The following is a 26,984-nucleotide window of genomic DNA, read 5'->3' as shown; positions in this document are numbered from 1 at the left end:
TATTTGATTTTTTATGCGTCTAATTCTCCGGCAATGACATTTAAACTACTCAATGTAACTACTGCATCTGAAATTACAGAACCTGTAATCATTTCTGGAAAAGCTTGGTAATAAATGAAACAAGGTCTTCTAAAATGCAGTCTGTAAGGTGTTCTACCACCATCACTCACCAAATAGAAACCTAATTCTCCATTTCCGCCTTCTACCGCATGATAGACTTCACCTTTTGGAACTTCCGTTTCGCCCATTACGATTTTGAAATGGTAAATTAAAGCCTCCATATTGTTGTAAACATCTGCTTTTTCTGGCAGGTAAAAATCTGGTAAATCAGCGTGGAATGGTCCTTCTGGAAGATTTTTATGGGCTTGCTCAATGATTTTCAGACTCTCCCAAATTTCTTGCTGACGCACCATAAAGCGGTCGTAAGTGTCACCTGCAGTTCCTACTGGAATAATAAAATCAAAATCTTGATAAGAAGAATAAGGTTCCGAAACACGAACGTCATAATCAACTCCGGCTGCACGTAAATTTGGACCTGTGAAACCGTAGTTTAAGGCACGTTCTGCTGTTATAGAACCTGCACCAATCGTGCGGTCCATGAAAATTCTGTTTCTTTCTAAGAGATTACAAAAATCCATAAATCTTGCGGGGAATGTTTTCAAAAAGTCCGTTAATAATTCATGGAATTTTGGGGTTAGATCTCTTTCGAAACCTCCAATTCTTCCCATGTTTGTAGTTAATCTGGCTCCGCAAACTTCCTCATACATATCGTAAATTTTTTCACGATCTTGGAACAAATAAGTAAATCCAGTTAAAGCTCCAGTATCAACTCCGGTTACCGCATTACAAACCAAGTGGTCTGCAATTCTTGCAAGTTCCATCATAATTACCCGCATGTAATCTACCCTTTTCGGCATGGTTACTCCGAGTAATTTTTCAACCGTCATATGCCATCCCAAGTTATTGATAGGTGAGGAGCAATAGTTCATACGGTCAGTAAGAGTCGTAATTTGGGTGAAATTTCTTCTCTCGGAAATTTTTTCGAAAGCACGGTGAATGTATCCAACGGTTTGCTCAGAATGCAGAATTTTTTCGCCATCCATAGTCAGGATGTTTTGAAAAATTCCGTGTGTGGCAGGGTGAGTCGGACCGAAATTTAGGGTGTACAATTGCCCGTCGATTTGATCTTGAGCATCGTACTGATTTAATATATTAGAGAGGGCGTTATCTTTCATAATTACAACTGAGTTAAGCGTTTTGCTTTTCTACTAAGCATTTTATCTACCGAACATGGTGTCATCTTTATCCATTCTGGTTCCATCTTCTAATCGATATTCTTTTAACATCGGATGGTAACCCAATTCTGGATCATTTAAAATAACCCGTAAATCTGGGTGTCCTTTAAATTTAATTCCATAAAAATCGAAAGTTTCTCTTTCCATCCAGTTTGCACCGGCATATAAGTCTGTTAAAGTATCAACTTCTGCATTTTCGCGCGGCATAAAAGTTTTTAGTCGAACACGTCTGTTTTCCACCAAATTGTGCAGATGGTAAATTACTCCAAGTTCTTTTTCTGGCATTTCTGGGTGGTGAATTCCACACACATCAGTTAAAAAAAAGAAATTTAGAGAAGAGTCCTTCATGTGATGCACTACTTTCTTTAAATCTTCTTTTTTAATTTCAAGCGTTAACATTCCGTAAGATTCGGAAATATTAAGAACGGAATCGGGAAATTCGCGGGTAATTGCTTCTTGGACAAAATTATTGGTGAATTCCATAAACCTAGTTGATGTTGTAAGATTCCAATAATTCTTTGTACTGAGGAAGGTCTCTTCTTCTTAAACTTTCACTTGTCGCCAAAGCTTGCACTTGCATAAAGCCTTCAAGAATTTGTTCTGGTCTTGGCGGACAACCTGGAACATATACATCCACAGGAATAATTCGGTCTATGCCCTGTAAAACTGAATAAGAATCAAAAATTCCTCCACTGCATGCGCAAGCACCTACGGAAATTACCCATTTTGGTTCTGCCATTTGTGTATAAACTTCTTTCAAGATGGGTCCTAATTTTTTAGATATTGTTCCGCAAACCATTAAAACATCAGCTTGTCTTGGGGAGAAACTCATTCTTTCGCCACCGAAACGTGCTAAATCATAGTTTGGTCCCATGGTCGCCATAAACTCAATTCCACAACAAGAAGTTGCGAAAGGTAAAGGCCAAAGGGAAAGGGAACGCGCCATTCCGATTAGATCGCTTAATTGTGTTGCGAAAAAGCCTTCGCCAGAAAAACCTTCTGGAGCAGGAGCGTTTGTATTTATTATTGGTGATATTTCTGACATTCTAAAACTTTTTAAAAACCTAAAATTCCGTTAATACGGAGTTGTAAGCAGATTATTATTTATTCCAGTCCAATGCGCCTCTTTTCAAAACATATACAAATCCTAAAAAGAAAATGGATACAAAAGTGAGCACGGCGATAAAACCTTCAACCCCAAATTCTCGGAAATTAACGGCGTAAGGATAAAAGAACACAATTTCTATATCAAACAAAACGAAAAGTATAGCGGTAAGAAAGTAGCGGATGGAAAAGGGACTTCTCGCATCTCCTTCACTTTCTATCCCACACTCAAAGTTTTTATTTTTAGTAACGGTAGAATCACTTTGTCTTGGGCCTAAAAAGTGAGCACCCAAAAGGGAAATGGCTACAAATCCAATCGCAACCAAAGCTTGGATGATGATCGGTATATAATTTTCTGGTAAATTCATTGAACTACATTATTTCTCAGTAGGCAAATTTAATGAATTAAGATGTAAAGACGAAATATAAGGCCTCTAAATGTGCAGTAGTAGTTGCTTTTTTTTAATTTAGAATGAGTAAAAATAGCCTATTTTTTTTTCGTGCTCCGTAGTTTTTTCAAGACGGCCCAAGCAATATATCCGATGTATAAAAATAAAAAACTGGCGAAGAGAATATTAATAATACTATTCAAGCGTGCATCTTTTACTTGATAGAATTGATTGTATGCCACAAAGGCGAGAATCAGCAACACATAGATATACAGTTGATATTTCATTTTAAGCGCGTATTTCTAAGGAATAAGTGCGTCTTCGCTTATGATTGGTCGGATTGTAATCTTGCCACAAAACCTGTACACTTTTGTTTTCTTCCAATTCTGGATTGGTTTCTGCGAATATAATTCCCATTTTATTAAACCGTACAAAAATTTCCTTGAAAATAATCGATGTAACGCCACGCCTCTGATACTCGGGATGAATACCTATCAAATAGAAATTGGCGCGGTCATTTTTTTTACCAGCTTGCAAGAAATGCCACCAACCAAAGGGAAACAATTTACCTTTCGCTTTCTGCAATGCTTTAGAATAGGAAGGCATGGTTACGGCAAAGGCAACAAGTTTATCATTTTCATCTGCCACGCAAATCACATAATTCTTGTCAATAAAAGGAAAATATTTTTCCCGATACGTTTTTATCTGTTCATCTGTAATCGGCGTATAGGTAGAAAGCGTATTGTATGTTTGATCTAATAGTTTGAACATCGGCTCTACAAGTGGCAAAATTTCTTTCTTGCTTTTAAAGTCTAAAACTTTGAGTTTATATTTTTCGGCAATTAGGGAACTGAATTTCTTAACCTTTTCTGGCAAAATTGTAGGAAAATTCATTTCAAATTCTACCCACTCTTTTTCTTTTACCATGCCTAATTTTTCCAAATGCTCAGGATAATAGGGGAAGTTATAAAGACCAATCATGGTCGCTAATTTATCAAAACCCATGGTGAGCATTCCTGCTTTATCCAAATTGGTGAAACCCATGGGTCCCTCAATTTTGGTCACTTCATGCTGTTTGGCAAAGTCTATGGCACAATTGATCAAAGTTTTTGAAACTTCATAATCATCAATAAAATCCAACCACCCGAATCGAATTTTATTCGATCCTAATTCTTTCATATCGTGAGTGTTAAAAATAATTGCAATTCTGCCGACCATTTTTCCGTTTTTATACGCTAAAATTTTCTTAGTTTCGCAATAAGCCAAGGCTGGGTTTTCCTTTGGATTCCAAATGTTTTTTTCGTCATTAATTAAAGGAGGAACGTAATTCTTATTGTTCTTATAAAGCTCCATCGGAAAGGCGACAAACTTATTTAGGTCCTGTACTGTTTTAACCTCGAGAAGTGATATTTCGGACATGGTTGAGTTTTAAAAAAACAAATATAATTGATTAAAACAAATATCAAAACTTTGGCACGTTATTTACTTCTCAGTAGCCGAAAATTAAATCTAAAATAAAGTTAAAAAATGATAGGATATTACGCGATTATTGGGATTTCTATGCTTCTAAGTTGGTACGTTTCCAACAAGCTGAAATCTAAGTTTGCCTACTATTCCCAAGTAAATCTACGAAATGGATTATCTGGGAAAGAAGTAGCAGAAAAAATGTTGAGGGATAATGGAATTACAGATGTTCAAGTAATTTCTGTGCCGGGACAATTAACCGACCATTACAACCCATCAGACAAAACAGTTAATTTGTCAGAAGGAGTTTATATGCAAAGAAATGCAGCCGCGGCGGCAGTTTCTGCACATGAGTGTGGACATGCGATTCAACATGCGGTAGGATATTCTATGTTGCAATTAAGATCTAAACTAGTTCCAATTGTGAATATCACTTCTAATTTAATGCAATTCGTTTTGATGGCAGGTATTGGATTAATGTTCGCAACGCGTTCCATAGAAAATCCAAACGGAAACACTACCGTTTTAGCAATTGGGGTTGCCTTATTTGCAATGACTACTTTATTTGCGTTTGTGACTTTACCAGTAGAATATGATGCAAGTAATAGAGCCATGAAATGGTTAAAAACCACAGGAACAGTAACCGCTGAAGAATATGTGGGAGTAGAAGATTCTTTGAAATGGGCAGCAAGAACGTATTTGGTTGCAGCTTTAGGGTCATTAGCACAATTACTTTATTGGGCATCAATGTTACTAGGAAGAAGAGATTAAAATTAAAATTATTCCTCTAATTTTTAAGAAAAATTAAAATCAATATTTTGCATCTCGGACAATTGTTCCGAGATGTTTTCTTTTAATGCCAATTTGATCTTTGCAGAAATAGTACAGCGCTCTTCTGTTTTGAAGTCAATAATTTTCGCATCCAATTTATTGAGTAAAGTGAAAATTTGATTTTGTTGAGAAAATTCAAATGAAATATGAACTTCACTTTCAAGTTCTTTGGTGATGATTTCTGCAGATTCCAAGGTCAATTTGGCGGTTTCTTTATAAGCCTTCACCAAGCCAGAAACTCCGAGTTTTGTGCCGCCGTAATATCTAACTACAACCACGAATATATTCGTCAATTCGTGCGCTAAAAGTTGATTATAAATCGGTAAACCAGCACTTCCACTTGGTTCTCCATCATCATTTGCACGGTAATTTTCTCCCTTTATCCCAATGCGGAATGCGTAACAATGATGCGTTGCTTTTGGATGAAGCAATTTTACTTCTTCCAGTGCTTTTTTAAAATCACTTTCTTGATCTACAGGATAAGCAAACCCAATAAATTTGCTACCCTTTTCTTTGTAGAGCATTTCCAGGATTGGATTTTTAAGGGTTTTAAAACTGAGATTTTCCAAATTGAGGCCGTCGTTTAGTAGGAAAGTGAATCCTGATTTTTGTAAAACGCAATGGTGTTGTCTCCAAAATTTTCTATGCGGTCTTCCTCATAATTAAAGTGTGGCGCTTTCGTCCCTTTTTCAAAGAGTAGATTATCATTTTTTATAATGAGGGCTTCATCCCACAGATTAGCGTCAATGAATTGCTGAAGCGTATAACTTCCACCTTCTACAACTACAGATTGGATATTCTCTTCGAAAAGTTCTTTCATTAAATTTTCCAGAAAATTTTCCTTTTCAATTTTTATGAATTTCAGGTGGTTTTCTTCACTACTTTTTTCAGCATTAAAAACAAGAGTGCTTGCATCCTCATTATAAATTTTTGAATTTGGTGATGCCTTTAAATCAAAATCAATTAAAATTCTGATGGGATTTCTGCCCTCAACTTTGCGCACCGTTAGACTTGGATTATCATTTATTGCCGTATTGGTTCCCACCAAAATTGCGTGTTCTTCACTCCGCAACTGATGCACAAATTGTTTGGTCAAAGGATTACCAATTTGCGTAGGTTTAAAATTTTGATCCAAAAAACCATCGCCAGATTGTGCCCATTTTAAGATAATGTAAGGACGTTTCTTCTCATGAAAAGTAAAAAACCGCTTATTTAATTCCCGACTTTCCTGGTCTAATTTTCCAGAAGCTACTTCTATTCCTGCATTTTCTAAAATTTCAATGCCTTTCCCATTTACTTTTTCATGCAAATCTACCGTACCGATAACCACTTTTTCAAACCCCTGTTCTACGATCATATTGGCGCAGGGTGGCGTTTTTCCAAAATGAGAACATGGTTCTAGAGAGACATAAATTGTAGATTCTTTAAGCAATACTTTGTTTTTTACGGAACGCACGGCATTAACTTCAGCATGCGGTTCGCCAGCTTTTTGATGGTAACCTTCGCCAATGATTTTTCCCTCGTGCACAATTACACTTCCAACCAGCGGATTGGGATAGGTTTTTCCGAGCGCTTTATTCGCTAATTCTAAACAGCGCTTTAGGTAGATTTGATCGGTCATTAGTTTCAAGAATTGCTTTATTTTAAAATGGCAAATTTGCTTACTTCAGAAGTTTTAAATGAAAAAAAAACACCCAACGATTAGCCAGGTGTTTGTTTATTTTTATGATTAATTACCGGAACTTGTCGCAACTTTAATTTCTGGAATTTTATATTCAATCATCGTGGCTAAGAGATGATCTCTCTGTTTTGATAATGCTTTGGCCGCACCTTTTAAATCTCCATAATTTCTCTTTGCGAAGCTTAAAATTAAAAATTTCTTCTGGTCTCCTTGCTGCATTTCTTTGAAGCGGTAAATGTTATACTCCACAAAGGAATCGCCTTTACTCGGTGCTTCGGAAATGTAATAATCTACAATAAATTCCTTGCCGTCTGGACTTTCAGTAACGTTTACTTTCGCAAATTTATCTTTTTCCTCTCGACTTTGGATAGATTCTACTTTTTGACGAACCGCCAATTCCATTTCAATTTCTTTATTAAAATAGGAAAAATCCAAGAGTTGCGTGAAATCTTCAATTCTTTCATCTGAAGGCAAATATTGCTGACGAAATAATGTTTTAGAGGGTTGCTTGCTCCAAGTTAAATAAAATTCTATTCCGTCATATTCGATAGGTCCCGGAATTGAAAGTAAATCCGTAGCATTTTCTTGCGCTTTTGCGCCAGAAAAGAGAGCAATCATCACAAGGAAAAGAATTTTTTTAATCATCATGTTTTCTAATTTTCTCCAGTTACAATTTGATGCAATGTATTTTTCATACTTTCCAACTGCGCTTTTTTATCATCAATTTTTTCGAAGGTGTCTTTCAACAAAGGATTTTCTCGCGTAGAATTGCTGAAGAAACCTAAGTTATTCTCCATTTTCACGATCTCTGCTTCTAAATCTGCAATCTGATTTTTGATTTTGCGCGCTTTGTCCGTCAGTTGATTTTCCGTTAAACCTTCCTCTTTTAAATCGTATTCGTTGATTTTGTTGAGTTTCAGTTTTTCCCTCATTACCTTATTAAATTCTGTATTGATGGGCAATTTCTCGCGTGGAACTTTTCCGATGGAATTCCAAGTGTTTTTAATATGCTCAATTTTTTCTACGCTTCCTTCTGAATCTGTAATCTCTTTCAACTCCTCTAAAAGCTGCTTCTTATTTTTATAATTTTCTTTCCAGTTGTCATTAACCGCATTGTTTTTCTCTCTGTAATTATTAAAGAAAACATTACAAGCTTCGCGGAAATCATCCCACACTTTGTTGGTCATGCTTCTTGGAACGTGACCTACTTTTTTCCAATCATCTTGAAGTTTTTTGTAGAGTGGAACGGAAATTTCCCAATCTTCAGAGAGCATATTGTCCTTCGCTGTTTGAATGAGTTTTAATTTTTGGTCCAAATTCGTTTGCTGAGAATTCTTTAATCCTTTATAGAATTCATTTTTTGCATTGTTGAAATTTCGCAGGTTAGTTTTAAAATCATTCCAGTTTTGATTGGAAGATTTTCTCGGTACACTTCCTAATTTTAAAAACTCACTGCGTAAATCCTCAACTTTTTTAATGGCGGTTTGCCAGTAACTGTGATTAGGTTCTTTTTCTGGACTTGCCATTTTACTAAGATCTGCAATAATCTTATTCTTCTTCTCTAGATTTTCATTTTGTTCTACCTCAATTTGAGCAGACAATTCTCCTTTTCGATCATGAATTCTGTTAGAAATCTCTTTGAACTCATCCCAGGTTTTTTCCCGAAATTCTTCAGAAACAGGTTCTGCTTCTTCTTTCCAAAGTTTATGCAAATATTGCAATTCATTCAGCGCTTTTTGCACCGCTGGTTCTACTTCTAATTGTTTTGCACGCTCGATGATGTGCTGTCTTTTCTCTAAGTTATGTGCATATTCCTGCTCCATATATTCCTTATTCATATCAAGCATTTGATAGAATTGGTTCAGGTGGTGGAAATAATTATTGTTGAGAAGTTTGAATTCTGATTTTGCGACTTGCCCAGAGTTTTTCCAGTCTTCTTTAATTTGGCGAATTGCCTTGAAAAGATTGGTTCCAGGTTCCGTATTGGTATAGAGGTGCTTTAAATTATCGATAATCGCTTGTCTTTCCGCTAAATTTTTGGCTTGATTTTCATCTTGTTCCTTGTGATATCGGTCATTAATCTCCCGGAAAATATGAAGTAAGCTAGAAAGTTTCGCTTGAGAAGGATTGTGATAGCTATATTCTTCTTCGGAATGACCTTCTGCGGCGTATTCTTTTTTATGATCCGCATTTTCTTCGTGAATCAAATGATTGGCGGCTTCTTTTAGGTGATTGAATTTTTTATATTGGGAACCTGCATCATCTTTATTTATGATGGTTTCCATCTGCTTTAAAATTTCTGGTAAAGCTAAACTAGCAATATTTTCTTCTTCATTTGCTTCGTGACCCTCTGATTTATGATTTTCTGCATCCGAATTTTCATCACTGCTTTTTGCTACTGCAACTTGCTCCTCAGATATTTCATGAATGGGTTCCGGCATCTTTGCGGGTGGCGGAATTTGCTCGCCCACATTGACCGAAGACCATTCTTCGGAAATGGTTTCTGTATGATTGGACTCCGGAGTCGGAGTTTCTTCTGGTGGAAGCGTATTTTCTTCTTTAGGTTCTGGAGTTTCTTCTGGTGGCAAAGGATTTTCTTTTACACTTTCCTCAGCTTTCTCTTCCGTAGGCTCATCTGGAGTTTCCTCCAATGGCAAATCTGAAGATTCTTCAGAAGCAGTTTCAGTGGATGTTTCTTCGAGGGGAAGTTTTTTTTCAGGGTGGTCAGAGATTGAATCTTCTGTAATCATAGCAAGTTTTTTAAGTAGATGTAATGGTGAAAAATTTCGCGTTTTTCACCTTTTAAAGGAAACAGAGCACTAATTTAACTTTATTTTATTTATAGTTCCAAATTTCCCAATTTTTTTCTGCCTGCTGTTCAAGCATATAATAACCATTTACTGTTTTTGCTCCTCTGTCCGAAGCTTTTTTAATAAAGGCGGTATAATCTGGATTGTAAATGAGGTCAATAACCAAATGGTTTTCATGAATTCCCTCAAACGGAAAATCTAGGCAATCCTCAACATTAGGAAAAGTTCCCACAGGAGTACATTGAATAATCAAAGGGTTCTGCGCTACTATTTCCGGCGTGAGATTCTGAAAATTTAAATCTCCCTTTCTGGTTACGAATTGATATGGAATATTTAATTTTTGTAAGACATATTGCACGGCTTTCGCTGCGCCACCATTTCCTAAAATTAATGCAGAATGATGCATTGGTTTTTGATGGATGAGTAAGGTTTTCTCAAATCCAAAAACGTCTGTGTTGTAGCCTTTTTTTACTTTGTTTTTAATGACAATGCAATTAACTGCACCAATTTTTTCAGCTTCGTCACTCAATTCATCCAGAAAAGGAATTATTTTTTCTTTGAAAGGAATAGTTACGTTGAGTCCCACCAAATCAGCTTTGGTAAATAACTCTTCAACTTCTGTTATGTTTTGTAAATCAAAAATATCATAGGTGTGATTTTTAAGCATCATGCGCTGAAATTTATTTTCAAAGTATTTCTTCGAAAACGAGTAAGAGATATTGGTGCCGATTAAACCGAATTTCTTTTGCATTTCCATAGTTCAAAAATAAAAAAAGACCAGTGATAAACCGGTCTTCTTTAATAAATTATTTCTATTGCGCTTAGTTCACAATAAATTTAGCAGTGCTGTTGTCTGCTTTCAATAGATAAACGCCTTTCGGTAGATTTTTCAACGCAATTCTAGTAGAATTTTTGAAAGGTTGATTGATTGTTTGAACCAATTTTCCGGCAAAATCAAAAATATTCACCGTTTGAATGGCGGATAAGTCTTTGCCTTTTACATTCAATTCACCGTTTCTTACAGGGTTAGGATAGATGGTCAAAGCATTTTTATTGATTCCATTTTCATTCACGGCAGCTAAGGTGTAGCATGTCCATTTCATATCATCGATAACAATTCTATTGGTATTATCATTAACCAAACTGATTTCAACATTACCAGAAATATTAATTCCTGTAATTACCGTAGTTGCGGTAGTAGCGCTGTAGGGAATTACTTTTCCGGTGTCCACACCATTCACAAATAATTTTAAATTTCCAGGGGTGCCACTAAATTGTAATTGTGTAGTCACGGTTAAATTACCAATTCCATTCGGTACAGAAAGCGCAGTCACAAATCCATTTCTAATCATGATGGCACGACCATTAAGACTTCTATCTGTTCTGGAATCTTCGGAAGTCCAAGAAATTCCATTGCTTGTCCAGTTATACGTAGAGTATATTGAAGCAGGTGCTGGAATGGTTTCAAAATTTTCATCGCCACAATTCGTTCCAATATTACTTGTAGTAGCCAATACGGTGTTGCTTGGTCCAGAAACGTTTCCGCCGGCATCTTTCGCTATTACATAAATTGAATAGGTAGTTGCAGGATCCAAATTAGCAATATTAGACGTGGTAGAACTTGTAGAACCCACCAAAACTCCGTTTACGTAAATGTCATAAGATGCAACGCCCACATTATCCGTAGAAGCGCTCCACTGAACTTCAATATTATTTGATCCTACCGAACTTACTGCTAGATTTGTTGGATTTGTTGGTACTTCATTATCAACCAAGGTTGTTCCGTTCACGATGTTACTTTGCGGAGAAACATTACCAGCGCCATCCACGGCTGCAACAGAGAAATTATAATTGGTTCCCTGCGTTAATCCTGAAACAGTAACTAAATTGGTCGAAGAATTTCGACTGAATATACCATTGACAAAAACTTTGTAATACGTAACTGCAATATTATCTGTAGAAGCGGTCCAAGATAGAGTAGCAGATCCAGTGGTAATTGAATTTAAAGCCAAGTTAGTTGGAGTAGAAGGGATTTCTGTATCCACAACCTGAGTTCCCCAAATTGCAGCTACCCATTCTGGATGATCAATAAAAGGATTTCTATTTTTTTGAAAAACATAAGATGCATTATTTCTCTCGATTTCTGTAGGAGAAACTGGATCTTGGTTAGACCAAGCGATCATTACATTTTTTTCCCATTCTTGCAAACCGGGAAACGGCGAGCCGCCCAACATGTTACCCGTGGAAAAACTGCTTAATCTTGATTCATAACGCGTCACAAAATAGAGAACCATTCTGGCAACATCACCTTTAAATTCATCGATGGGTTCAGCAGAAGACCCAGTGTAACCTGCAGAACTGCTTGGACCAACTTTAGTCCCATTTTTAGAGGTAAAAGCAGGATTGCTCACCATGGCAAAAGGATAATTGCTACGCATTCCATTTACCTTTCCATCCGTAGGTCTCACGAAATGGATATCACTTCTCATTGGAAGTCCCTCCTTAAAAAAACTTTGCGGTACAATGTGTTCTCTATTGTAACAATCACTTTCATTACTGTAGTTTCCACATGTTTTTACACCATGCTGAAAATTGTAAGGATCTGGTCCATTTGGATTTTCAGAATACATATCTAAAACAGAATTATCACCTTCATAAAAACTATCTTTATCGGTGGTGGGATAGCCGTTATAAAGACCAGCGTAACCATTATCGATGGCTCCTGCATTAATGATTTGGCTCAATTTTGTTTTTAAAGCTGGCCCTGTTAGACCTTCAGTTCCACTGTAATAATTCGCAGGCATTTGTGCAAATCCAAGGGAAAATATAAATCCAAAGAGTAAAATTGTAATTTTTTTCATAAGTCGTCAAATAAATTTTGGATGGTAAAGTTACTTAATAAATCGAGTTTGCATAAGTTTACGAATAATAAAACTCAGGTTTGCCGTAACCGTAATATTGGTCGGGGTTTTTGCACAAAAAAAGCTCCAAGTTAAGTTCTGGAGCTTCTCATTATTAAAGCTTTATGACTATTCTACGATAAATTTTGCGGATTGATTTTCAGTTTTCAGCATATAAACTCCTTTATCTCTGTTTTTCAAGATAATTTTTGAAGTATTTTTCTGATTAAATGGAGAAGTTTGAAGCAGTTTTCCGTCCATGCTGTAAATCTGAACTTTTTTCACTTCCTCTAAACCATAACCAGATAAATTAAGTTCCCCATTTCTCACAGGATTAGGATAAATGGAAATTTTCTTGCTGAAGTTTGCTGTTTCTCCAGTGGAAAGGGTTGAAGTCCAAATTTGGAAAACCCATTCTGGATGGTCAATAAAAGGATTTCTATTTCCTTGTCTGGCTGCAACTGCATTATTACGGTCCATTTCTTTCAGGGAAACTGGATCTTGAACGGCCCACTTTAGCATCAAATTAATAAACCATTGTTTATATCCACGATTAACAGTTCCGTCTAATGGATTCTGATCACTTTGATAGCTTACAAAATCCAAAAGTTTATCTTCATAACGGGTAATAAAAAACAACTGCATTCTTGCTAAGTCGCCTTTAAATTCATCAATCGGTTCGAAGACTACTCCGCCATAACCTGGAAAAGTGTTGGTGCCAAGTTTTGATCCATTGGTAGAAGTAAACGTTGGACTTGCAACTTCCCCATAAGAGTAATTAGAGCGACGATTATTCACATAGTAATCCGTTGGAACAACAAAATGTCCATCGTTTACCATTGGAGCAGCACCAGATCCACCGAAAAAACTTTGCGGCAGCGTATGTTCCCTGTTATAGCAGAATCCTTCAAAATTATTATTGGTAGAACCGCATTGATTTCCGCCAGATCCAGAGGAGCCAATTCGGAATTCATAAGAGTCTGGACCCGAAGGTTTTTCAGAATACATATCTAATAAAGATCCGTTGTTTTCATAATAAATGTCAACATCAGAAGTTTTGTACGTGGTCCATAAAGCATTATATCCTAAATCTGAGGCGCCATTAGAAATAATCTGATTCAGTTTCGTTTTAAGAGCATAGCCTGTTAAACCTGCTGTTCCATCATAATAAGTTGCGGGTGCTTGCGCAAAAGCCATTGACAAAAAAGAACCGAATAAAAGAGTAGTAAATTTTTTCATATTAAAGTAAAAATTGGACGGCGAAGTTACATAAAAAATGATTTCAAATTTCAGAATTTGAAAATTCCGGGCGAAATAATCTTAGGTAAAACGGATAGAACAGAGTAGAGAAACTCGATCTTAAAAATTTGAAAATGTTTAGTTTAAAGAAATATTGGCTTTGTTGATTTTAGAAAAAATCCAAGAAACAAGCGTCCCGAAGAGCAAGGCAGTTCCGCCCACAATAAAATAGTTCATCAATCGAATCCTCACCGGAAAAGGCAAATCTGTATTTTGGCCAGCTTTAAAAAATCCAGTTTCCATTTGCAGATAACTTAAGCCAGTGCCTAAAATTAAACCACTAACCAAACCGAAAAAAATGATTAAAAGGCCGGTGTAGAAATAGACGTTTCGCAGGGAGCGCATATTCATCCCTAAAGAAAGCAAGGATTTGGCTTGTTCTTTTTTATCCAATTGAAGAATAATAATTGCACCCGCCAAATTGAAGGTCGTAATGAATATCACCAAGGCAAAAATAAGATAGATGAAGAGTTTTTCCGTATTAATCATTTTCCAGAAAGCAGCATTCTCTTCGGATTTCGTTTTTACAATATAACCCTTGCCCAAAGACTTCTCTAAATCCGCTTTCACCAAATCCGTATTTTCTGGATTAAGGAGTTTAATGACAATTTCGTAGGCTGAATTTTTTGGCAGATTAAGCAATTGCTGACTTAGTTCGAGGGGAGAAATAATGGTATTGTCCAACTGATCATTTCCGGGAAAAACACCCGACACAAAAATATCGCTAGTGTTGAAAATATCTTCCTCTTTGGTAACCAAACCTTTTCCCGGTCTCGGCATTAATAATTGAGCGTAATCAGAAGATTCACCCACAGGAATTGCGAGTCTGTTGTCTAGTTTATTTTCAATTAAAACTTCATTCGCGTATTTAAAACTTGGATAATTGCCGTAGAAAATATTTTTGTCGATGGGATTGACCATCGTGTAAGCGGAATCTACACCACGCAAGTTCGCGATGTCTCCATTCTCCCGAAATTTAATGTAGACTTTTTCCTCAATTACTTTCGAATAATGTGCAATGTCCTTATTGCTGCTGAGGATTTTGGTGGCTTTGTCAATATCTGGCAAAGTTTTACCCTTATTGCTTTTTAGGGTAATATCAGAATGAAGGTTTGAAATTAAATCTTGGTTCAAATCCTCTAATCCAGAGAAGACGGAGATAATGATAAACATTGCAGTTACGGCAACCATCATGGCCAAAGCAGCCAACCACGTAATAAAAGTGACGGCGGTGCTTCCTTTTCTTGCCAATAAATAGCGCGTCGCGATGTAAAATGCAGTGTTTTTCAAGAAGAATGATTTCAGAAATTAGAGAATCGGATTGTCGCCTTCGCCTTTCAATTCGCGTTCAATTTGTTCTACGTCATCCAAAGTGGTATCCAGATAGAAGTTAAGTTCCGGAATAATCCGCACTTGTTTTCCCATTTTCTGGCCCATATAATTTCTGTAAGACGCTTTGTTCACTAAGATTTCTTTCATAATCGTTTTGCGATATTCGGCGGGAAAAATACTCAGATAAATTTTAGCGATGGAAAGATCGGCCGTCACTTTCACGTCGGAAACGGACACCAAGAAAGTCTGTTTGCTTTCCGCGGCTTGTTTCCGAAATAATTCTGCGAAATCTTCTTGTATAATCTGTGCGACCTTTTTCTGTCTGTTGCTTTCGTTCATGGCGCAAATTTACTATTTTTGTTTCAATTATTGGGGCGTGCCTTTTTTCTGCAGCCTCAAAATTGCCCAGGCGAAAAAAAGTCGGTCTCCGTGCAGTCGCTTTTTTCCACCACCGCGAAATCCACTCCAGAAAAAGAGCTCCAACAATGCACTCCGCCCTCACGCAAATTTGGATTCCAATTGAAGGGTAGATAGTAATAAGAACTTATTTAAATTCTAAATTGTATCAGGTAAAGTGTACTAAGTAAAGTAAGAAATAGATTTAAATTTAGAAATTTTCTATACATTGTACAAAACAATTTTCAAAATGAAAATAGAACACCTCGGCATCGCCGTAAAATCATTAAACGCTTCAGATGAATTATTCGCCAAACTTTTAGGCAAAGAAAATTACAAGCAGGAAGCTGTGGAAAGGGAGGGCGTTACAACCTCTTTTTACGAATTGGGAGAATCTAAAATAGAACTTTTAGAAGCCACAAATCCTGAAAGTCCCATCGCCAAATTTTTAGACAAACGGGGAGAAGGAATTCATCACATTGCTTTTGGGGTAGACGATATTCAAAAAGAAATCGCACGATTAAAAGAAGCCGGATTTATTTTCATCTCCGAAGTACCCAAAGACGGCGCCGATAATAAACTCGTAGTATTTATGCACCCCAAATCCACGAATGGAATTTTAGTAGAATTGTGTCAAGAGAAAGAGGAAGAGCCAAGTTAAAAGTAGAAAGCGCCAGGTGCGGTCAATGGTGAATAGTGAATTGTTCGATTTGGTTTTCAATTGATTAAACGATATAGAAAATTATAAACCCAAAACCCAAAATCTTTTCCACCCTTTGCTAAGTAGAACGCCTTTGTGTTCTTAAGAAGAGGTAAATAAAGCAGTGCAAATGTCAGGTAAAATCTGCGAGGCCTTCGCGCTAGAAAAAATTCTCGTCAATCAATTAAAATTTCTTAGTAGATTTCACCACGTAAGATCCTTCGTCCAACATCAAGCATCCTTCATTGATCATCTAACACCCAACACCCCACATTCATCACGAAAACTTTCTCAGGAAAATCTCCAAATAAATTTTGATTATTTCAAAAAAACGCTAATTTTGCAAACCAATTGAGACTTATATATCCTCGGAAATAAAGTGAGGCCCTATAACTCAGCTGGTTAGAGTAGCTGACTCATAATCAGCAAGTCCCTGGTTCGAGCCCAGGTGGGGCCACGATATTGGAAATCAAGCACTTACAGCGATGTAGGTGCTTTTTTTATGGATTTAAATCTCTCTTCAGGTAGAATTTAAGAATGACAAGATGAGTTTATCAAAGTTTGTTTTCTTTAAAATACTACTCCTTCAAAATAACTCAAGAGTATATTCAAGAATGGATTTCCATACAGGTTAATTTTGCCATTATTTAATTATTAATAAATATCTTTCCAAGATGATCAACTTGAGGAGAGATTTGCAATGGTCTTTAAATTGTACTTCGTGAAGAAAAGAAACCCAAAATATTTTAATATGGAAAATACCAAAACTGTAGATGCATTGAACAATTTACTACAAATCACAAATGATAGATTAGAAGGATTTAAGAATGTAGACACCAAAATGATTTCTTCTTATCCTAAACTTCGGGATGAGTATGATCATGGTGTCATTCAATCGAACCGGATGCGAATAGAACTTTCTTCTCTTATTCAGGAAAAGGGCGGCGATCCAAATGACACTGCAACAGTTGCTGGAGGTTTGCACCGAACCTGGATCGATGTGAAAAATTCACTTTCTTTTGATAAAGGTGAAGCTACTTTGGAGAACGTTCTTTTTGGGGAAGGTGCTGCAATCAAGGCTTTCGAAAATGCGCTGGACAGTGGCGATCTCTGCTTGGAAAGCAGCAAAGTTGTTCAGGATCAGCTTCATGAACTTAAAGCTTCTTACAGAAAATTCGAAAGTTTGGAGGAAAATAAGGACTAAAATGTAAATTCATAAAAGTAAAGATTGCCCTCAAGGTGCAATCTTTTTTTTGCAATTTTTTGCGGTTATGCACCCTAGTCACAAGATCAACATTCAATTCAATTTTTTCTTATCCTGATTGAAAATAAAGACGCTAACTTTGGATACTCTTGAATAACGAGGCAAAATAACATAAATGCAATGAGTTCATAACAAATTTTTGTAAATTGCGGGAAATCATTTAAAACATAAAATGCTTGATTCTCAGAAGGTTAAATCAGCGATCGGAAATTCCGCTGAAGTGACTCCTCCTTACAAGTAGCATCACCTTAGAAATAATGAAGATATACATCAAATACATGGTAAGTCTCCGTTGCAAAATGCTGGTGAGAGAAACTTTGGTCGATTTAAATATAAAATATTTCTCGATCGAATTGGGATTGGTAGAGACGGACCAGGACATTAGCGAGGAGCAACAAATCAAACTGGCAAAAATTTTAAAAAAATCTGGATTAATTGTATTAGATGATAAAAGAAGTATCCTAATAGAGAAAATTAAAACCGCCGTTGTAGAAATGATTCATTATGCAGATGAACCACCGACTCAAAATTTTTCAGATTTTTTAAGTGAGAAATTAGAATATGATTACACGTATCTCGCTAATACATTTTCTGAAGTAAAAGGAATTACAATTCAACATTTTATCATTTTGCACAAGATAGAAAAAGTGAAAGAACTCTTGCTATATGACGAGTTAAGTCTCACTGAAATTTCCCATAAACTGAATTACAGCAGTGCAGCACATTTATCTGCACAATTCAAAAAAATCACCGGTCTTACTCCTTCTTATTATAAAGAACTGGGACAGAAAAGAAAGATAAATCTTGAAGATTTGTAGAGCAAAAATTATCAAACAAAATACAAGTAGATTTTACTAGAAGCGCCAAGGCTTTATTCAAGCCTCATTTTGTTTTTTAAATAAGTTGATTTTTTTACTTTTAGATTTATGAGTTTTCAAAGCTTTAATATTTGTAGAAAACGGCGCCAAATCTGGCAAACTCCTACTCCATAGTTAAAAGTGTGAAATGTGTAATTTAATAGGTTATAAATATAATAATTATTAATTATTAAATAATATTGTATTTTTTTTATTTAAAATCGTGAGAAAACATATTTAGTGGCACGAATAATGAATTAAACTGAAATAGCTGTCATAATACCATTTCAGCTTTAAATTTTACCACTATGAAAAAACTTCTATTATTGGCTACCACAGTAGCCACAATGTGTCTCGCCACGATGCATGGTCAAGCACCAGTTCTTGGAACGGCAGCCAATTTTGCTTTGTTTTCAAGCAATGGCGCGGTAACAAATACAGGAATGTCAATCATCACCGGAGACGTGGGTACCAACAATGGTGCTGCTACTAATTTCGGAAACGTAAATGGAGTAATGCACGATGCAGATGGCACCACAGCAATCGCTGCAGCTGATCTAACTATTGCATACAATCAACTTAATGCAGCAACACCTAATTTTTTCCCCGCAGCACTCTTGGGAAATGGGCAAACACTTACGGCAGGAACTTATTCAATCGGTCAAACGGCTTCCCTTAATGGCACGCTAACTCTCGACGGAGGTGGAAATGCAAATTCCGTTTTTATTTTCCAAATCGGAGGTGCTTTTTCTTCAGGTGCTAACGCGCAGGTTTTACTTACCAATGGAGCTACTGCTTGTAATGTCTTTTGGAAAATAGAAGGACTCGTAGATCTTGCCACCAATACCGCAATGAAGGGAACAATCGTTGCGAATAACGCCGCTATTATTTTAAATACAGGAGTCTCTTTAGAAGGTCGTGCACTTTCTACCACCGGAGCAGTTTCGGTAGCTAGTGTTACGATCGCTAAGCCACTTGGCTGCGGTACACCAGTTCTTACGGGACCTGCAGCACCTGTCTTGAATTCAGTTGCCTGTTACACCGTATTTTCTGGCAACGGAGCGGTTACGAATACTGGTATCACCTTTATTACCGGTGATGTCGGAACCAATGTTGGTCTTACAACTGGATTTCAAGCAGAGAATGTTACAGGAACAATCCACACTAATCCTGATGTATCAACTGCAATTTGTGCAGCGGATTTAAACAACGTATATACTTATTTAAACACCCTTCAGACGGATATTGAATTGCTTTATCCTGCTGCGTTTGGTAATGATTTAGTATTAACGCCTCATACTTACCTTATGAATGCGGCGACGGTTCTTAATGGAACGGTTTATTTAAATGCGCAAGGTAATGCAGATGCGGTATTTGTGATCAAAATTAACGGAGCCTTGTCAACCACTACTTATGCTAAAGTGATTTTGCAGAACGGAGCGCAAGCTAAAAACGTTTTCTGGAAAGTTGACGGAGCAATTAGTTTGAACGATTATGCTGACTTCAAAGGAACGGTCATTGGAAACAATGGCGCAGTAATTATAAATACGGGCGTCAACATCGAAGGTCGAGTATTGAGTACAAGTGGTGGAATCAGCACATTTGGTATCAAAGCAGTGATGACTCCGGGTTGTAATCCATTAAGTACAAATAATGTCAATTTTGGAAAACAAGGAGCGAAGTTCTATCCAAACCCGTTCTCCTCTGTATTAAATGTTGCAATGGATGACGTAAATGGCGGTTCAAATCTTATGATTTTTAATGCTGCAGGTTCTAAGGTAGCAGAAGCAACCTTGTCTAACAAGACGACTGCAATACCAATGAAACTTCCAGCTGGAGTGTACTTTTATCAATTAAAGGGTAAAAATGGTGCAAAACAGAGTGGGAAATTGATATCTAAACCTTAGTTTTAATTTTTTATATTATAAAGCTCTGCCTTGTGGCAGGGCTTTTTTTATGCAATGTCTAAAAAAAATAATGAGGTGTATAAAATTATTTATAAGCTCACCTCAAAGAATATGCAGTTCAGCCACTCCGCCATTTGTTCCTGCGGGCTTCAATATCGGGATAAATATAAATGCAGAAACCGGACAGACAATTTGGCATTATCACATTCATGTAATTCCTAGATATTTAAGCGATGTGGAAAAATTCAAGAAGTGAAATAAGAGGTTTTATTCCTGATAAAAAAAGTATTAAATTTCTAAAGAACTGAGCTATTTCCAGTTGTATCTAAAGCAATTTCTTTAAATTTGCCCCTTCAATCTGCATAAATCTCCCCAAATATGATCGATAAAAACTTCTACCTCGAAAACCTTTCTGCTTTTGATATCCTTATTGAAGATGAGCGCGAAAAAGCGGAGGAAGTAATTTTTAGAGTCTACTGCATTTTGCAGCGAGACAAAATCTGGTTGCAAGAAGTGGCGACAGAAGAAGAAATTATAGAAGAAGATGCGGAACTTTTAGAAGAAGTGGAAGCAGAATTGTTGCAGCTGGATGAGGAATATGAATTTCGTTTTGATGATTTCTACCAAAGAATTCAGCAGGAAATAAAAAAGAAACAGTCTAATTCCACCAATAATTTGGAGGGAAATCATATTATAGAAAATGAAAGTAAGGATGAAAGTGATAATCTAACCGACGATGAAATGGAAGAGGAAGAGGAGGAGAGCGATGATGATTTTTCCACCGATGATTACGATGAAATGTACGATGATGAAGAAGATGATTATAGCGATAATGATGCTTTAAGTCATCTTTCTGAGGAAGAATTGGATGAGGTGACGGATTTTATTTTAGCGAGTGCCAAGAAGAGATTTGATTTTCAAGATTTCCTGCAAGATTTTCCAGAAGCGGAAGAAAGTTTCGTGGACGAAGAATTTTTGCTGCCCGTTATCGCTGGAAAAGCTTTTGGAGAAACCGATACAGAAATCGCGGGCGTAATGCTTATTTCCTTGTTGGAATTCGGTTATCAAATCGATGTACTGGATCTTACCAAAATGATTGCCCAAAAAGGAAAAGAACTTGGCCCAGAAATTTTAGCTTTTAAAATTGCCTCAGATTCCCTTAATCAAGGCGCGTATCCAGCGGCGGTTATTCAACAAATTTCACAACTCCTAAAGATATAATATTCCCATAAAAGTATCAAACTAAATAATCTCTATCCATTATTTTTTTTTCTTTTTCTGTTCAAATTTTCAGGATTTTAACTCTAAAAATCTCCAGCGTTTATTATGGAATGCTGTTATTTCGATTTTCCGGAGCGATTTTGAAATTCAAAAGTTCAAATTTTGCTCCTGGCTTTTTACTCTGGGAAATGTTTCCCGGTGTTAAAAATTAAAGTAGGTGATAATAATAAGATATACTTAGCATATTAGTATTTTGTACTGAAATAAAATAAATGAGAAATATTTATTTTTAACAGGTTAAAATTATTGTTTTAAGTGTAAATCTCAAATAATTATTCTATTTTTTACATTATATCTAAAATTTGTATTGGAGTAGCAAATATTATTTATAGTTGGATAATGCCAAAAAAATCAATTTAAGCCCCTTAAAATGATAAATTCGTATTTTTGTTTAAGTTTTACTACATTTGCACCTCCAAACACACACACATGAAGAAGAAATATTTTTATATTCTTTTAATAATTTTTTGTACAAGTGCAATCCAAGCGCAAGTATCCATCGGCAAAAATAATGTCTCCAATAATTCAGTTTCATTGGAATTTGGACCAGGAAACAAAGGGCTTTTGCTTCCCTGGGTTAATTCAGCAAGTGCGGTTACGGGAGCTGTTGGCGGAACGATCATTTATGATACGGCTGATAAAAAGATTAAATACAAAAAAGGGAATATCTGGTCAGATTTAAGCGTTGATAACACGGGGGTTGTCGATACATCTCTGCAGAATTCGTTACCGGAGCAAACGTCAGCGCGAGTGGCGATCGGTAAAAATGCAGTGGCAGATCCTACTCCAGGAATTCTCGTTCTAACAGACACTGATAAAGCCATGATCCTTCCCAAAGTGCCTTCTCCACATCTTAATATCATCAACCCTTCTGCCGGCATGATTGTTTATGATACAGATAATTATCAGTTAGCCGTGTTCAATGGTAAGGTTTGGTCTTTCTGGAAACCATAAAGGAGAATTCCAAGAATGCTATCAGTTAAACCAGTACCTATTTCCTAACGATACTTTTAGCTCAAAAAATTTTTATTTCAATTCTAATTTTTCTGACAATAGATTTATAATTTTTTATGAAGTGTTTTTTGAAAGAACCTATTTTTTTATACCACAATTTTAATTTCCTGCACAGGAAAACTTATTAGAAACGATGAAAAAAACTTTTACTTTAGGCCTTTTTTTACTTACTGTACAGGCATTTGCACAAACTGCTGTCACCAAGATTTACACCGATTTTAATAATTATTGGGTAAGTGGAACCATGGCCACACCCAATCCTATTTATCCAAATAACAGTCACAATCTTTTAGGTTTCACCTGGAATAATGTTACCTATTCTACCGGAGTGAACGACACCAAGTTGGCTTCAAACGCTCTCAGTTTTCAGCCTCAGTTGTTTAAGGCATTTTCAAGTACTTTTAATAACAATACGGTAACCAATAATACCTTTATTGGCGTAGGATTAAATTATGGGGGCGCAGGCAACGTTTCTCCGGTACCCGTACAGAATAATTTGGTGAATTATCTAACTGATGGGAATAGCGGACTGGATTTAGGAACCGGTATCTTTAACTATCCGACAAATGAAAAATTATTTTTTGAGATTAACAGCATAGATCCTGCCTCAATCGGAGATGGAGTTCCAGATGTTTTAATTACCCAGATCGGTCAAATTGACGATGTAAATGTGGATCAATTTTATTTTGTGAACAGCGCCAACGAAATAGTTGGAAATAAATATCTGGTTAAGTTTGGAACCGTAAACAGCGTAGGAAATGCGAATTGGAAATTTTATAATGCCAACGTGAATCCACCTGCTTATAATGGTCCTACTTCTTCGTCGGCTCACAGACCGCTGAGGCTTATTGCGTTTGACTGGTCAGAGTTAGGACTTACAAAAGACAATCAAAGTCAGGTTAAGAAGTTGGTGCAAATATTTTCGGGACAAAGTGATTTGGCTTTTACCGCATATAATACCCAATCTATTAATTTAAAAATGTTCCTCTATGGAACAGTTTATAATGATAACAATGGAGGTGTTCCAGATGGCAATGGATACGCAGGTGCGAAAGTTTTACTGAAAAATAGCGCAGGAACTACCGTTGCTACAGCCACGACCGATGCAAATGGAAGCTACGTGTTTTCCAATATTTCGAGCAGAAATTATACGATTCAGTTAACCACTCCAAACGGATTTGTGACAGTGGGGAATGCGGACGGAACAACGAGTGATTCTTTGCCCATTACTGTCGCAAATAATCCTGTAGACGAAAGGAACTTCGGGATCAACCAGCCCCCTAAAGCAAGCAATGATGTGATCTCTACAAATCTTAATACACCTATTTCTACGAACATTGCGGCAAACGATGTAGATTCAAATGGGGGTCACGTTAATGAAAGCAGTATTAATCTTATTGCTCCAGCAGAAGCTATAAATACTGTAATAACAAATGGTTTGTTGAAAGGTTTTAGAATTAAAGGACAGGGAAAGTGGTTCGTAAATAATGATGGTGTCTTGACCTTCACGCCCGTAGGAACTTTTAGCGGCGCTGCAATTCCTGTAAATTATACACTAAAAGATGATGCCAATTTGACCAGTAATGAAGCAACCATATCCATCAAAGTGGAAGAATTTTGTTACAAACCCGCAACAAGCGTAGGAACTACTTTAGACGTTACCCATGGAATTACCGCTTTGGGAAGAGCAGGTAGTGAAAATACTGATAATTGGCCAATGGTAAGAAAAGGTGCCTGGACTGCCTTGGAATCGAAAACCAAAGGGTTCGTCATCAATAGAATTGCTACTACCGCCAATGTAAATGCGATACCGAATCCTGTGGAAGGAATGATGGTTTATGATGAAGAGGTGAACTGTTTAAAAATATACACCACTACAGATAACGGCACTACCTTTAGCTGGAAATGCTTTGGCACGCAGGCATGTCCCCAGAATTAGTAATTGTGAAAAACCACTTAAGGTCTTACTATAATAAGAATTATTTGATAAAATGATCCATCAAGATATTAAAAAATATTGAGGTAGACTATCTGTTTTTAAAGGTGCAGCAGAAATTAACAAACCCAAATCTTGGCAGCATTTATGGAAATTGCTCAACTGCTACATCATTACATTGGCAATTTGTTATATTGGTAAATTGCTACACTTAGTCATCTGCATTTTCTAAAGAATCATACTCAATTGAATTCTTTTCCGCGCTTCATCAACTTCTGTAACCTTTACCTGAACATGTTGATGCAGTTTTACCACTTCGTTCACATCCGAAACAAAACCTGCTTTCAGTTGCGAAATATGAACCAAGCCACTTTCCTTAATACCCACGTCTACAAAACATCCAAAAGCCGTGATGTTGTTTACAATTCCGGGCAAAATCATTCCGGGTTTTAGATTTTTAATGGCTTTTACGGTGGGATCAAATTCGAAGACTTTTGCTGCTTTTCTCGGGTCTAAACCTGGTTTTTCCAATTCTTTCAAAATATCTTTTATTCCTAAAATCCCAATTGTTTCAGTAAAATAATTTTCTGGATTAATGGCTTGAATTTTTTCCTTATTTGCGATGAGGTTTTCCGTTTTTAAGCCTAAATCTTTTGCCATTTTTTCTACAATGGAGTAGGCTTCTGGATGAACCGCCGAATTGTCCAGCGGATTTTTTGCATTCGATATTCTCACAAACGCAGCCGCTTGTTGATACGCTTTTTCTCCCAAGCGTGGAACTTTTTTCAACTGTTTGCGGTCTGTAAATGCGCCATTTTCTGTGCGGTAGTTCACAATATTTTCCGCCATCTTTTCCCCGATTCCGGAAACGTAACTCAAAAGTGATTTGCTCGCGGTATTCAAATTAATGCCCACAGAATTCACGCATTTCATCACCGTAGAATCCAGTTCATTTTTTAAAAGGGTTTGATCCACATCATGTTGATATTGCCCAACACCAATAGATTTTGCCTCAATTTTCACGAGTTCTGCCAAAGGATCCGCCAAACGCCGACCGATAGAAATGGCACCACGAACCGTAACATCATACGTCGGAAATTCATCTCTTGCAATTTTGCTTGCTGAGTAAACTGAAGCTCCAGCTTCTGACACCACAAAAACTTGGGGTGGTTTATCGAATCCAATTTTTTTAATGAAAAATTCTGTCTCTCTACTCGCTGTGCCATTTCCAATGGAGATGGCTTCGATTTGATTCGCATTTACCATGGAGCGGATTTTTTTCATCGCCATGCCGGTTTCATTTTGTGGTGCGTGGGGATAAATGGTTTCATTATATTGCAAATCACCTTTTTCATCGAGGCAGACTATTTTGCAGCCACTTCTAAAACCCGGATCGATGGCCAAAATTCTTTTTTCTCCGAGTGGTGGAGCCAAGAGCAATTGACGCAGATTTTCCGCAAAAATGTCAATGGCTTTTTGATCTGCTTTTGTTTTCGCTTCTTGTAAAATTTCATTAGAAATTGCGGGTTCTAGCAATCTTTTGTAACTGTCTTTTATAGCCAAAGCAATTTGATCCGCACATTCATTATTAGAATTGATGAGCGTATTTTCAATCATTTCAAAGACTTCCTCTTTCTCAATTTCTATCTTCGTTTTTACGAAGCCTTCTTTTTCTGCGCGAAGCATTGCCAACAAACGATGTGAGGGAATTCGGTTTAAGGTTTCTTCCCACTCGAAATACTGAGAAAATTTTTGTGCAGCTTCTTCCTCTTTTTGCGCTTTTACCACTTTGCAAGAAATTAGCGCTTTTCGTTGAAAGATCCGGCGAAGATTTTGACGCACGATTCTGTTTTCACTGATCCATTCTGCCATGATATCACGTGCTCCTTGTAATGCTTCTTCTTCCGAAGAAACTTCATTGGATAGATATTTGGAGGCTAAGAATTGTACGTCATTAGAATTTTGATTGATGATGGATTTTGCCAACGGTTCCAAACCTTTCTCTTTTGCGGTGTCTGCTTTTGTTTTGCGTTTTTTCTTGTAGGGCAAATACAAATCTTCCAAATCTTGAAGGTCAAAACTTTGCTCAATTCTTTGCTTTAAATCTTTGGAAAGCGCATTTTGTTCTTCGATGGATTTTAATATACTTTCCTTTCTTTTCAAAATTTCTTCTAACTGTTTATTGAGCTTAAAGATATTTTCGATCTGAACTTCATCCAAATTTCCCGTCGCATCTTTTCGATAGCGGGAAATGAAGGGAATGGTGCAATCCTCGCTTAAGAGTTTCAGCGTGGCAGTGATGTTTTTAGGAGAAAGGGAAAGATTTTTTGTAATAAAGTCTACAGAAGTCATGCGTCATTTTTATAGGCGCTAAAATAAGGACTTTTTAAAAGAAACAGGGCGTAATTGCTTTTATTCTCAATGTTTACACAGCACTTAAATAATCATTTTTGGAGAGATTTTGAACCATAATAGATGGACTGAAAAGGCCTGATCGTTCGTCTAAACACAGATCTGTCAAAAA

General features: G+C 36.7%; 24 protein-coding genes and 1 tRNA gene. 10 read left to right on the top strand and 15 right to left on the bottom strand.

Annotated elements, in window-relative coordinates:
* Window positions 1-11: 11 nt before the first annotated feature.
* From RCH13_RS03875 to RCH13_RS03855, 5 genes are all read right to left on the bottom strand, one after another.
* Window positions 12-1,235 carry an NADH-quinone oxidoreductase subunit D gene (locus RCH13_RS03875; RefSeq protein WP_326985893.1) on the bottom strand — a complete coding sequence of 408 codons (1,224 nt, stop codon included), beginning with the start codon at window positions 1,233-1,235 and terminating at the stop codon, window positions 12-14.
* Window positions 1,236-1,277: 42 nt separating this feature from the next.
* Window positions 1,278-1,778: an NADH-quinone oxidoreductase subunit C gene (locus RCH13_RS03870; protein WP_326985892.1), complete on the bottom strand. Its 501-nt coding sequence runs from the start codon at window positions 1,776-1,778 to the stop codon at window positions 1,278-1,280.
* A 4-nt stretch (window positions 1,779-1,782) separates the two neighbouring features.
* The gene (locus RCH13_RS03865; RefSeq protein WP_326985891.1) at window positions 1,783-2,340 is read right to left on the bottom strand and encodes an NADH-quinone oxidoreductase subunit B; all 558 of its coding nucleotides are present in this window, start codon (window positions 2,338-2,340) and stop codon (window positions 1,783-1,785) included.
* A 55-nt stretch (window positions 2,341-2,395) separates the two neighbouring features.
* A complete protein-coding gene (locus RCH13_RS03860) occupies window positions 2,396-2,767 on the bottom strand; it encodes an NADH-quinone oxidoreductase subunit A (protein ID WP_326985890.1) in 372 nt (123 codons plus the stop codon).
* A 309-nt stretch (window positions 2,768-3,076) separates the two neighbouring features.
* Window positions 3,077-4,207, bottom strand: coding sequence for a GNAT family N-acetyltransferase (locus RCH13_RS03855; RefSeq protein ID WP_326985889.1), 1,131 nt, complete (start codon window positions 4,205-4,207; stop codon window positions 3,077-3,079).
* 108 nt (window positions 4,208-4,315) lie between these two features.
* Between RCH13_RS03855 and RCH13_RS03850 the strand changes: the two genes are divergently transcribed.
* Complete coding sequence (locus RCH13_RS03850) at window positions 4,316-5,023, top strand: zinc metallopeptidase (RefSeq protein ID WP_326985888.1); 708 nt, start codon at window positions 4,316-4,318, stop codon at window positions 5,021-5,023.
* A gap of 23 nt (window positions 5,024-5,046) precedes the next feature.
* On the opposite strand, the gene RCH13_RS03845 is transcribed toward RCH13_RS03850, so the two are convergent.
* From RCH13_RS03845 to RCH13_RS03805, 9 genes are all read right to left on the bottom strand, one after another.
* Window positions 5,047-5,607 carry an IMPACT family protein gene (locus RCH13_RS03845; RefSeq protein WP_442784615.1) on the bottom strand — a complete coding sequence of 187 codons (561 nt, stop codon included), beginning with the start codon at window positions 5,605-5,607 and terminating at the stop codon, window positions 5,047-5,049.
* Window positions 5,608-5,666: 59 nt separating this feature from the next.
* Entirely contained in the window at window positions 5,667-6,704 is a 1,038-nt protein-coding gene (gene ribD / locus RCH13_RS03840) for a bifunctional diaminohydroxyphosphoribosylaminopyrimidine deaminase/5-amino-6-(5-phosphoribosylamino)uracil reductase RibD (protein WP_326985886.1), read from the bottom strand.
* 108 nt (window positions 6,705-6,812) lie between these two features.
* Window positions 6,813-7,412, bottom strand: a complete 600-nt coding sequence (locus tag RCH13_RS03835) for a hypothetical protein (protein WP_326985885.1) — start codon at window positions 7,410-7,412, stop codon at window positions 6,813-6,815.
* Between the two features lie 5 nt (window positions 7,413-7,417).
* Window positions 7,418-9,205 carry a DUF349 domain-containing protein gene (locus tag RCH13_RS03830; RefSeq protein ID WP_326985971.1) on the bottom strand — a complete coding sequence of 596 codons (1,788 nt, stop codon included), beginning with the start codon at window positions 9,203-9,205 and terminating at the stop codon, window positions 7,418-7,420.
* 394 nt (window positions 9,206-9,599) lie between these two features.
* Entirely contained in the window at window positions 9,600-10,331 is a 732-nt protein-coding gene (locus RCH13_RS03825) for a shikimate dehydrogenase family protein (protein ID WP_326985884.1), read from the bottom strand.
* A 64-nt stretch (window positions 10,332-10,395) separates the two neighbouring features.
* Entirely contained in the window at window positions 10,396-12,435 is a 2,040-nt protein-coding gene (locus tag RCH13_RS03820; RefSeq protein ID WP_326985883.1) for an endonuclease, read from the bottom strand.
* 168 nt (window positions 12,436-12,603) lie between these two features.
* Window positions 12,604-13,713, bottom strand: a complete 1,110-nt coding sequence (locus RCH13_RS03815; protein WP_326985882.1) for an endonuclease — start codon at window positions 13,711-13,713, stop codon at window positions 12,604-12,606.
* Window positions 13,714-13,851: 138 nt separating this feature from the next.
* Window positions 13,852-15,063 (bottom strand): ABC transporter permease, encoded by a 1,212-nt coding sequence (locus tag RCH13_RS03810; protein WP_326985881.1) that lies wholly within the window; start codon window positions 15,061-15,063, stop codon window positions 13,852-13,854.
* A gap of 18 nt (window positions 15,064-15,081) precedes the next feature.
* Window positions 15,082-15,444: a ribosome-binding factor A gene (locus RCH13_RS03805; RefSeq protein WP_326985880.1), complete on the bottom strand. Its 363-nt coding sequence runs from the start codon at window positions 15,442-15,444 to the stop codon at window positions 15,082-15,084.
* Window positions 15,445-15,751: 307 nt separating this feature from the next.
* On the opposite strand from RCH13_RS03805, the gene mce reads away from it, so the two are divergent.
* From mce to RCH13_RS03765, 9 genes are all read left to right on the top strand, one after another.
* Window positions 15,752-16,162, top strand: coding sequence for a methylmalonyl-CoA epimerase (mce, locus tag RCH13_RS03800; RefSeq protein ID WP_326985879.1), 411 nt, complete (start codon window positions 15,752-15,754; stop codon window positions 16,160-16,162).
* Window positions 16,163-16,584: 422 nt separating this feature from the next.
* A tRNA-Ile gene (locus RCH13_RS03795) sits at window positions 16,585-16,658 on the top strand.
* A 294-nt stretch (window positions 16,659-16,952) separates the two neighbouring features.
* On the top strand, window positions 16,953-17,405 hold the full coding sequence (locus RCH13_RS03790) for a PA2169 family four-helix-bundle protein (protein ID WP_326985878.1): 453 nt from the start codon (window positions 16,953-16,955) through the stop codon (window positions 17,403-17,405).
* Window positions 17,406-17,722: 317 nt separating this feature from the next.
* Window positions 17,723-18,283 carry a helix-turn-helix domain-containing protein gene (locus RCH13_RS03785; RefSeq protein WP_326985877.1) on the top strand — a complete coding sequence of 187 codons (561 nt, stop codon included), beginning with the start codon at window positions 17,723-17,725 and terminating at the stop codon, window positions 18,281-18,283.
* Between the two features lie 347 nt (window positions 18,284-18,630).
* Window positions 18,631-20,229, top strand: coding sequence for an ice-binding family protein (locus RCH13_RS03780; protein WP_326985876.1), 1,599 nt, complete (start codon window positions 18,631-18,633; stop codon window positions 20,227-20,229).
* A gap of 49 nt (window positions 20,230-20,278) precedes the next feature.
* Window positions 20,279-20,485: an HIT family protein gene (locus RCH13_RS13920; protein ID WP_442784610.1), complete on the top strand. Its 207-nt coding sequence runs from the start codon at window positions 20,279-20,281 to the stop codon at window positions 20,483-20,485.
* A 122-nt stretch (window positions 20,486-20,607) separates the two neighbouring features.
* Window positions 20,608-21,450 (top strand): hypothetical protein, encoded by an 843-nt coding sequence (locus RCH13_RS03775; protein ID WP_326985875.1) that lies wholly within the window; start codon window positions 20,608-20,610, stop codon window positions 21,448-21,450.
* A 447-nt stretch (window positions 21,451-21,897) separates the two neighbouring features.
* Entirely contained in the window at window positions 21,898-22,464 is a 567-nt protein-coding gene (locus RCH13_RS03770; RefSeq protein WP_326985874.1) for a hypothetical protein, read from the top strand.
* Window positions 22,465-22,657: 193 nt separating this feature from the next.
* A complete protein-coding gene (locus RCH13_RS03765; RefSeq protein WP_326985873.1) occupies window positions 22,658-24,463 on the top strand; it encodes an SdrD B-like domain-containing protein in 1,806 nt (601 codons plus the stop codon).
* A 225-nt stretch (window positions 24,464-24,688) separates the two neighbouring features.
* Here the strand turns inward: RCH13_RS03765 and RCH13_RS03760 are convergent, their stop codons facing one another.
* The gene (locus tag RCH13_RS03760) at window positions 24,689-26,812 is read right to left on the bottom strand and encodes a Tex family protein (RefSeq protein WP_326985872.1); all 2,124 of its coding nucleotides are present in this window, start codon (window positions 26,810-26,812) and stop codon (window positions 24,689-24,691) included.
* Window positions 26,813-26,984: the final 172 nt, after the last annotated feature.

Source organism: Chryseobacterium sp. MP_3.2 (assembly GCF_035984805.1).
Lineage (GTDB): Bacteria > Bacteroidota > Bacteroidia > Flavobacteriales > Weeksellaceae > Kaistella.
The sequence above is the reverse complement of the archived record's forward strand: the minus strand, read 5'-3'. Positions and strand labels throughout refer to the sequence as shown.

Coding starts and splice junctions, on each gene's coding strand:
- RCH13_RS03875 (WP_326985893.1), bottom strand. CDS start 1,235: ATGAAAGATAACGCCCTCTCTAATATATTAAATCAGTACGATGCTCAA.
- RCH13_RS03870 (WP_326985892.1), bottom strand. CDS start 1,778: ATGGAATTCACCAATAATTTTGTCCAAGAAGCAATTACCCGCGAATTT.
- RCH13_RS03865 (WP_326985891.1), bottom strand. CDS start 2,340: ATGTCAGAAATATCACCAATAATAAATACAAACGCTCCTGCTCCAGAA.
- RCH13_RS03860 (WP_326985890.1), bottom strand. CDS start 2,767: ATGAATTTACCAGAAAATTATATACCGATCATCATCCAAGCTTTGGTT.
- RCH13_RS03855 (WP_326985889.1), bottom strand. CDS start 4,207: ATGTCCGAAATATCACTTCTCGAGGTTAAAACAGTACAGGACCTAAAT.
- RCH13_RS03850 (WP_326985888.1), top strand. CDS start 4,316: ATGATAGGATATTACGCGATTATTGGGATTTCTATGCTTCTAAGTTGG.
- RCH13_RS03845 (WP_442784615.1), bottom strand. CDS start 5,607: ATGCTCTACAAAGAAAAGGGTAGCAAATTTATTGGGTTTGCTTATCCT.
- ribD (WP_326985886.1), bottom strand. CDS start 6,704: ATGACCGATCAAATCTACCTAAAGCGCTGTTTAGAATTAGCGAATAAA.
- RCH13_RS03835 (WP_326985885.1), bottom strand. CDS start 7,412: ATGATGATTAAAAAAATTCTTTTCCTTGTGATGATTGCTCTCTTTTCT.
- RCH13_RS03830 (WP_326985971.1), bottom strand. CDS start 9,205: ATGCCGGAACCCATTCATGAAATATCTGAGGAGCAAGTTGCAGTAGCA.
- RCH13_RS03825 (WP_326985884.1), bottom strand. CDS start 10,331: ATGGAAATGCAAAAGAAATTCGGTTTAATCGGCACCAATATCTCTTAC.
- RCH13_RS03820 (WP_326985883.1), bottom strand. CDS start 12,435: ATGAAAAAAATTACAATTTTACTCTTTGGATTTATATTTTCCCTTGGA.
- RCH13_RS03815 (WP_326985882.1), bottom strand. CDS start 13,713: ATGAAAAAATTTACTACTCTTTTATTCGGTTCTTTTTTGTCAATGGCT.
- RCH13_RS03805 (WP_326985880.1), bottom strand. CDS start 15,444: ATGAACGAAAGCAACAGACAGAAAAAGGTCGCACAGATTATACAAGAA.
- mce (WP_326985879.1), top strand. CDS start 15,752: ATGAAAATAGAACACCTCGGCATCGCCGTAAAATCATTAAACGCTTCA.
- RCH13_RS03790 (WP_326985878.1), top strand. CDS start 16,953: ATGGAAAATACCAAAACTGTAGATGCATTGAACAATTTACTACAAATC.
- RCH13_RS03785 (WP_326985877.1), top strand. CDS start 17,723: ATGAAGATATACATCAAATACATGGTAAGTCTCCGTTGCAAAATGCTG.
- RCH13_RS03780 (WP_326985876.1), top strand. CDS start 18,631: ATGAAAAAACTTCTATTATTGGCTACCACAGTAGCCACAATGTGTCTC.
- RCH13_RS13920 (WP_442784610.1), top strand. CDS start 20,279: ATGCAATGTCTAAAAAAAATAATGAGGTGTATAAAATTATTTATAAGC.
- RCH13_RS03775 (WP_326985875.1), top strand. CDS start 20,608: ATGATCGATAAAAACTTCTACCTCGAAAACCTTTCTGCTTTTGATATC.
- RCH13_RS03765 (WP_326985873.1), top strand. CDS start 22,658: ATGAAAAAAACTTTTACTTTAGGCCTTTTTTTACTTACTGTACAGGCA.
- RCH13_RS03760 (WP_326985872.1), bottom strand. CDS start 26,812: ATGACTTCTGTAGACTTTATTACAAAAAATCTTTCCCTTTCTCCTAAA.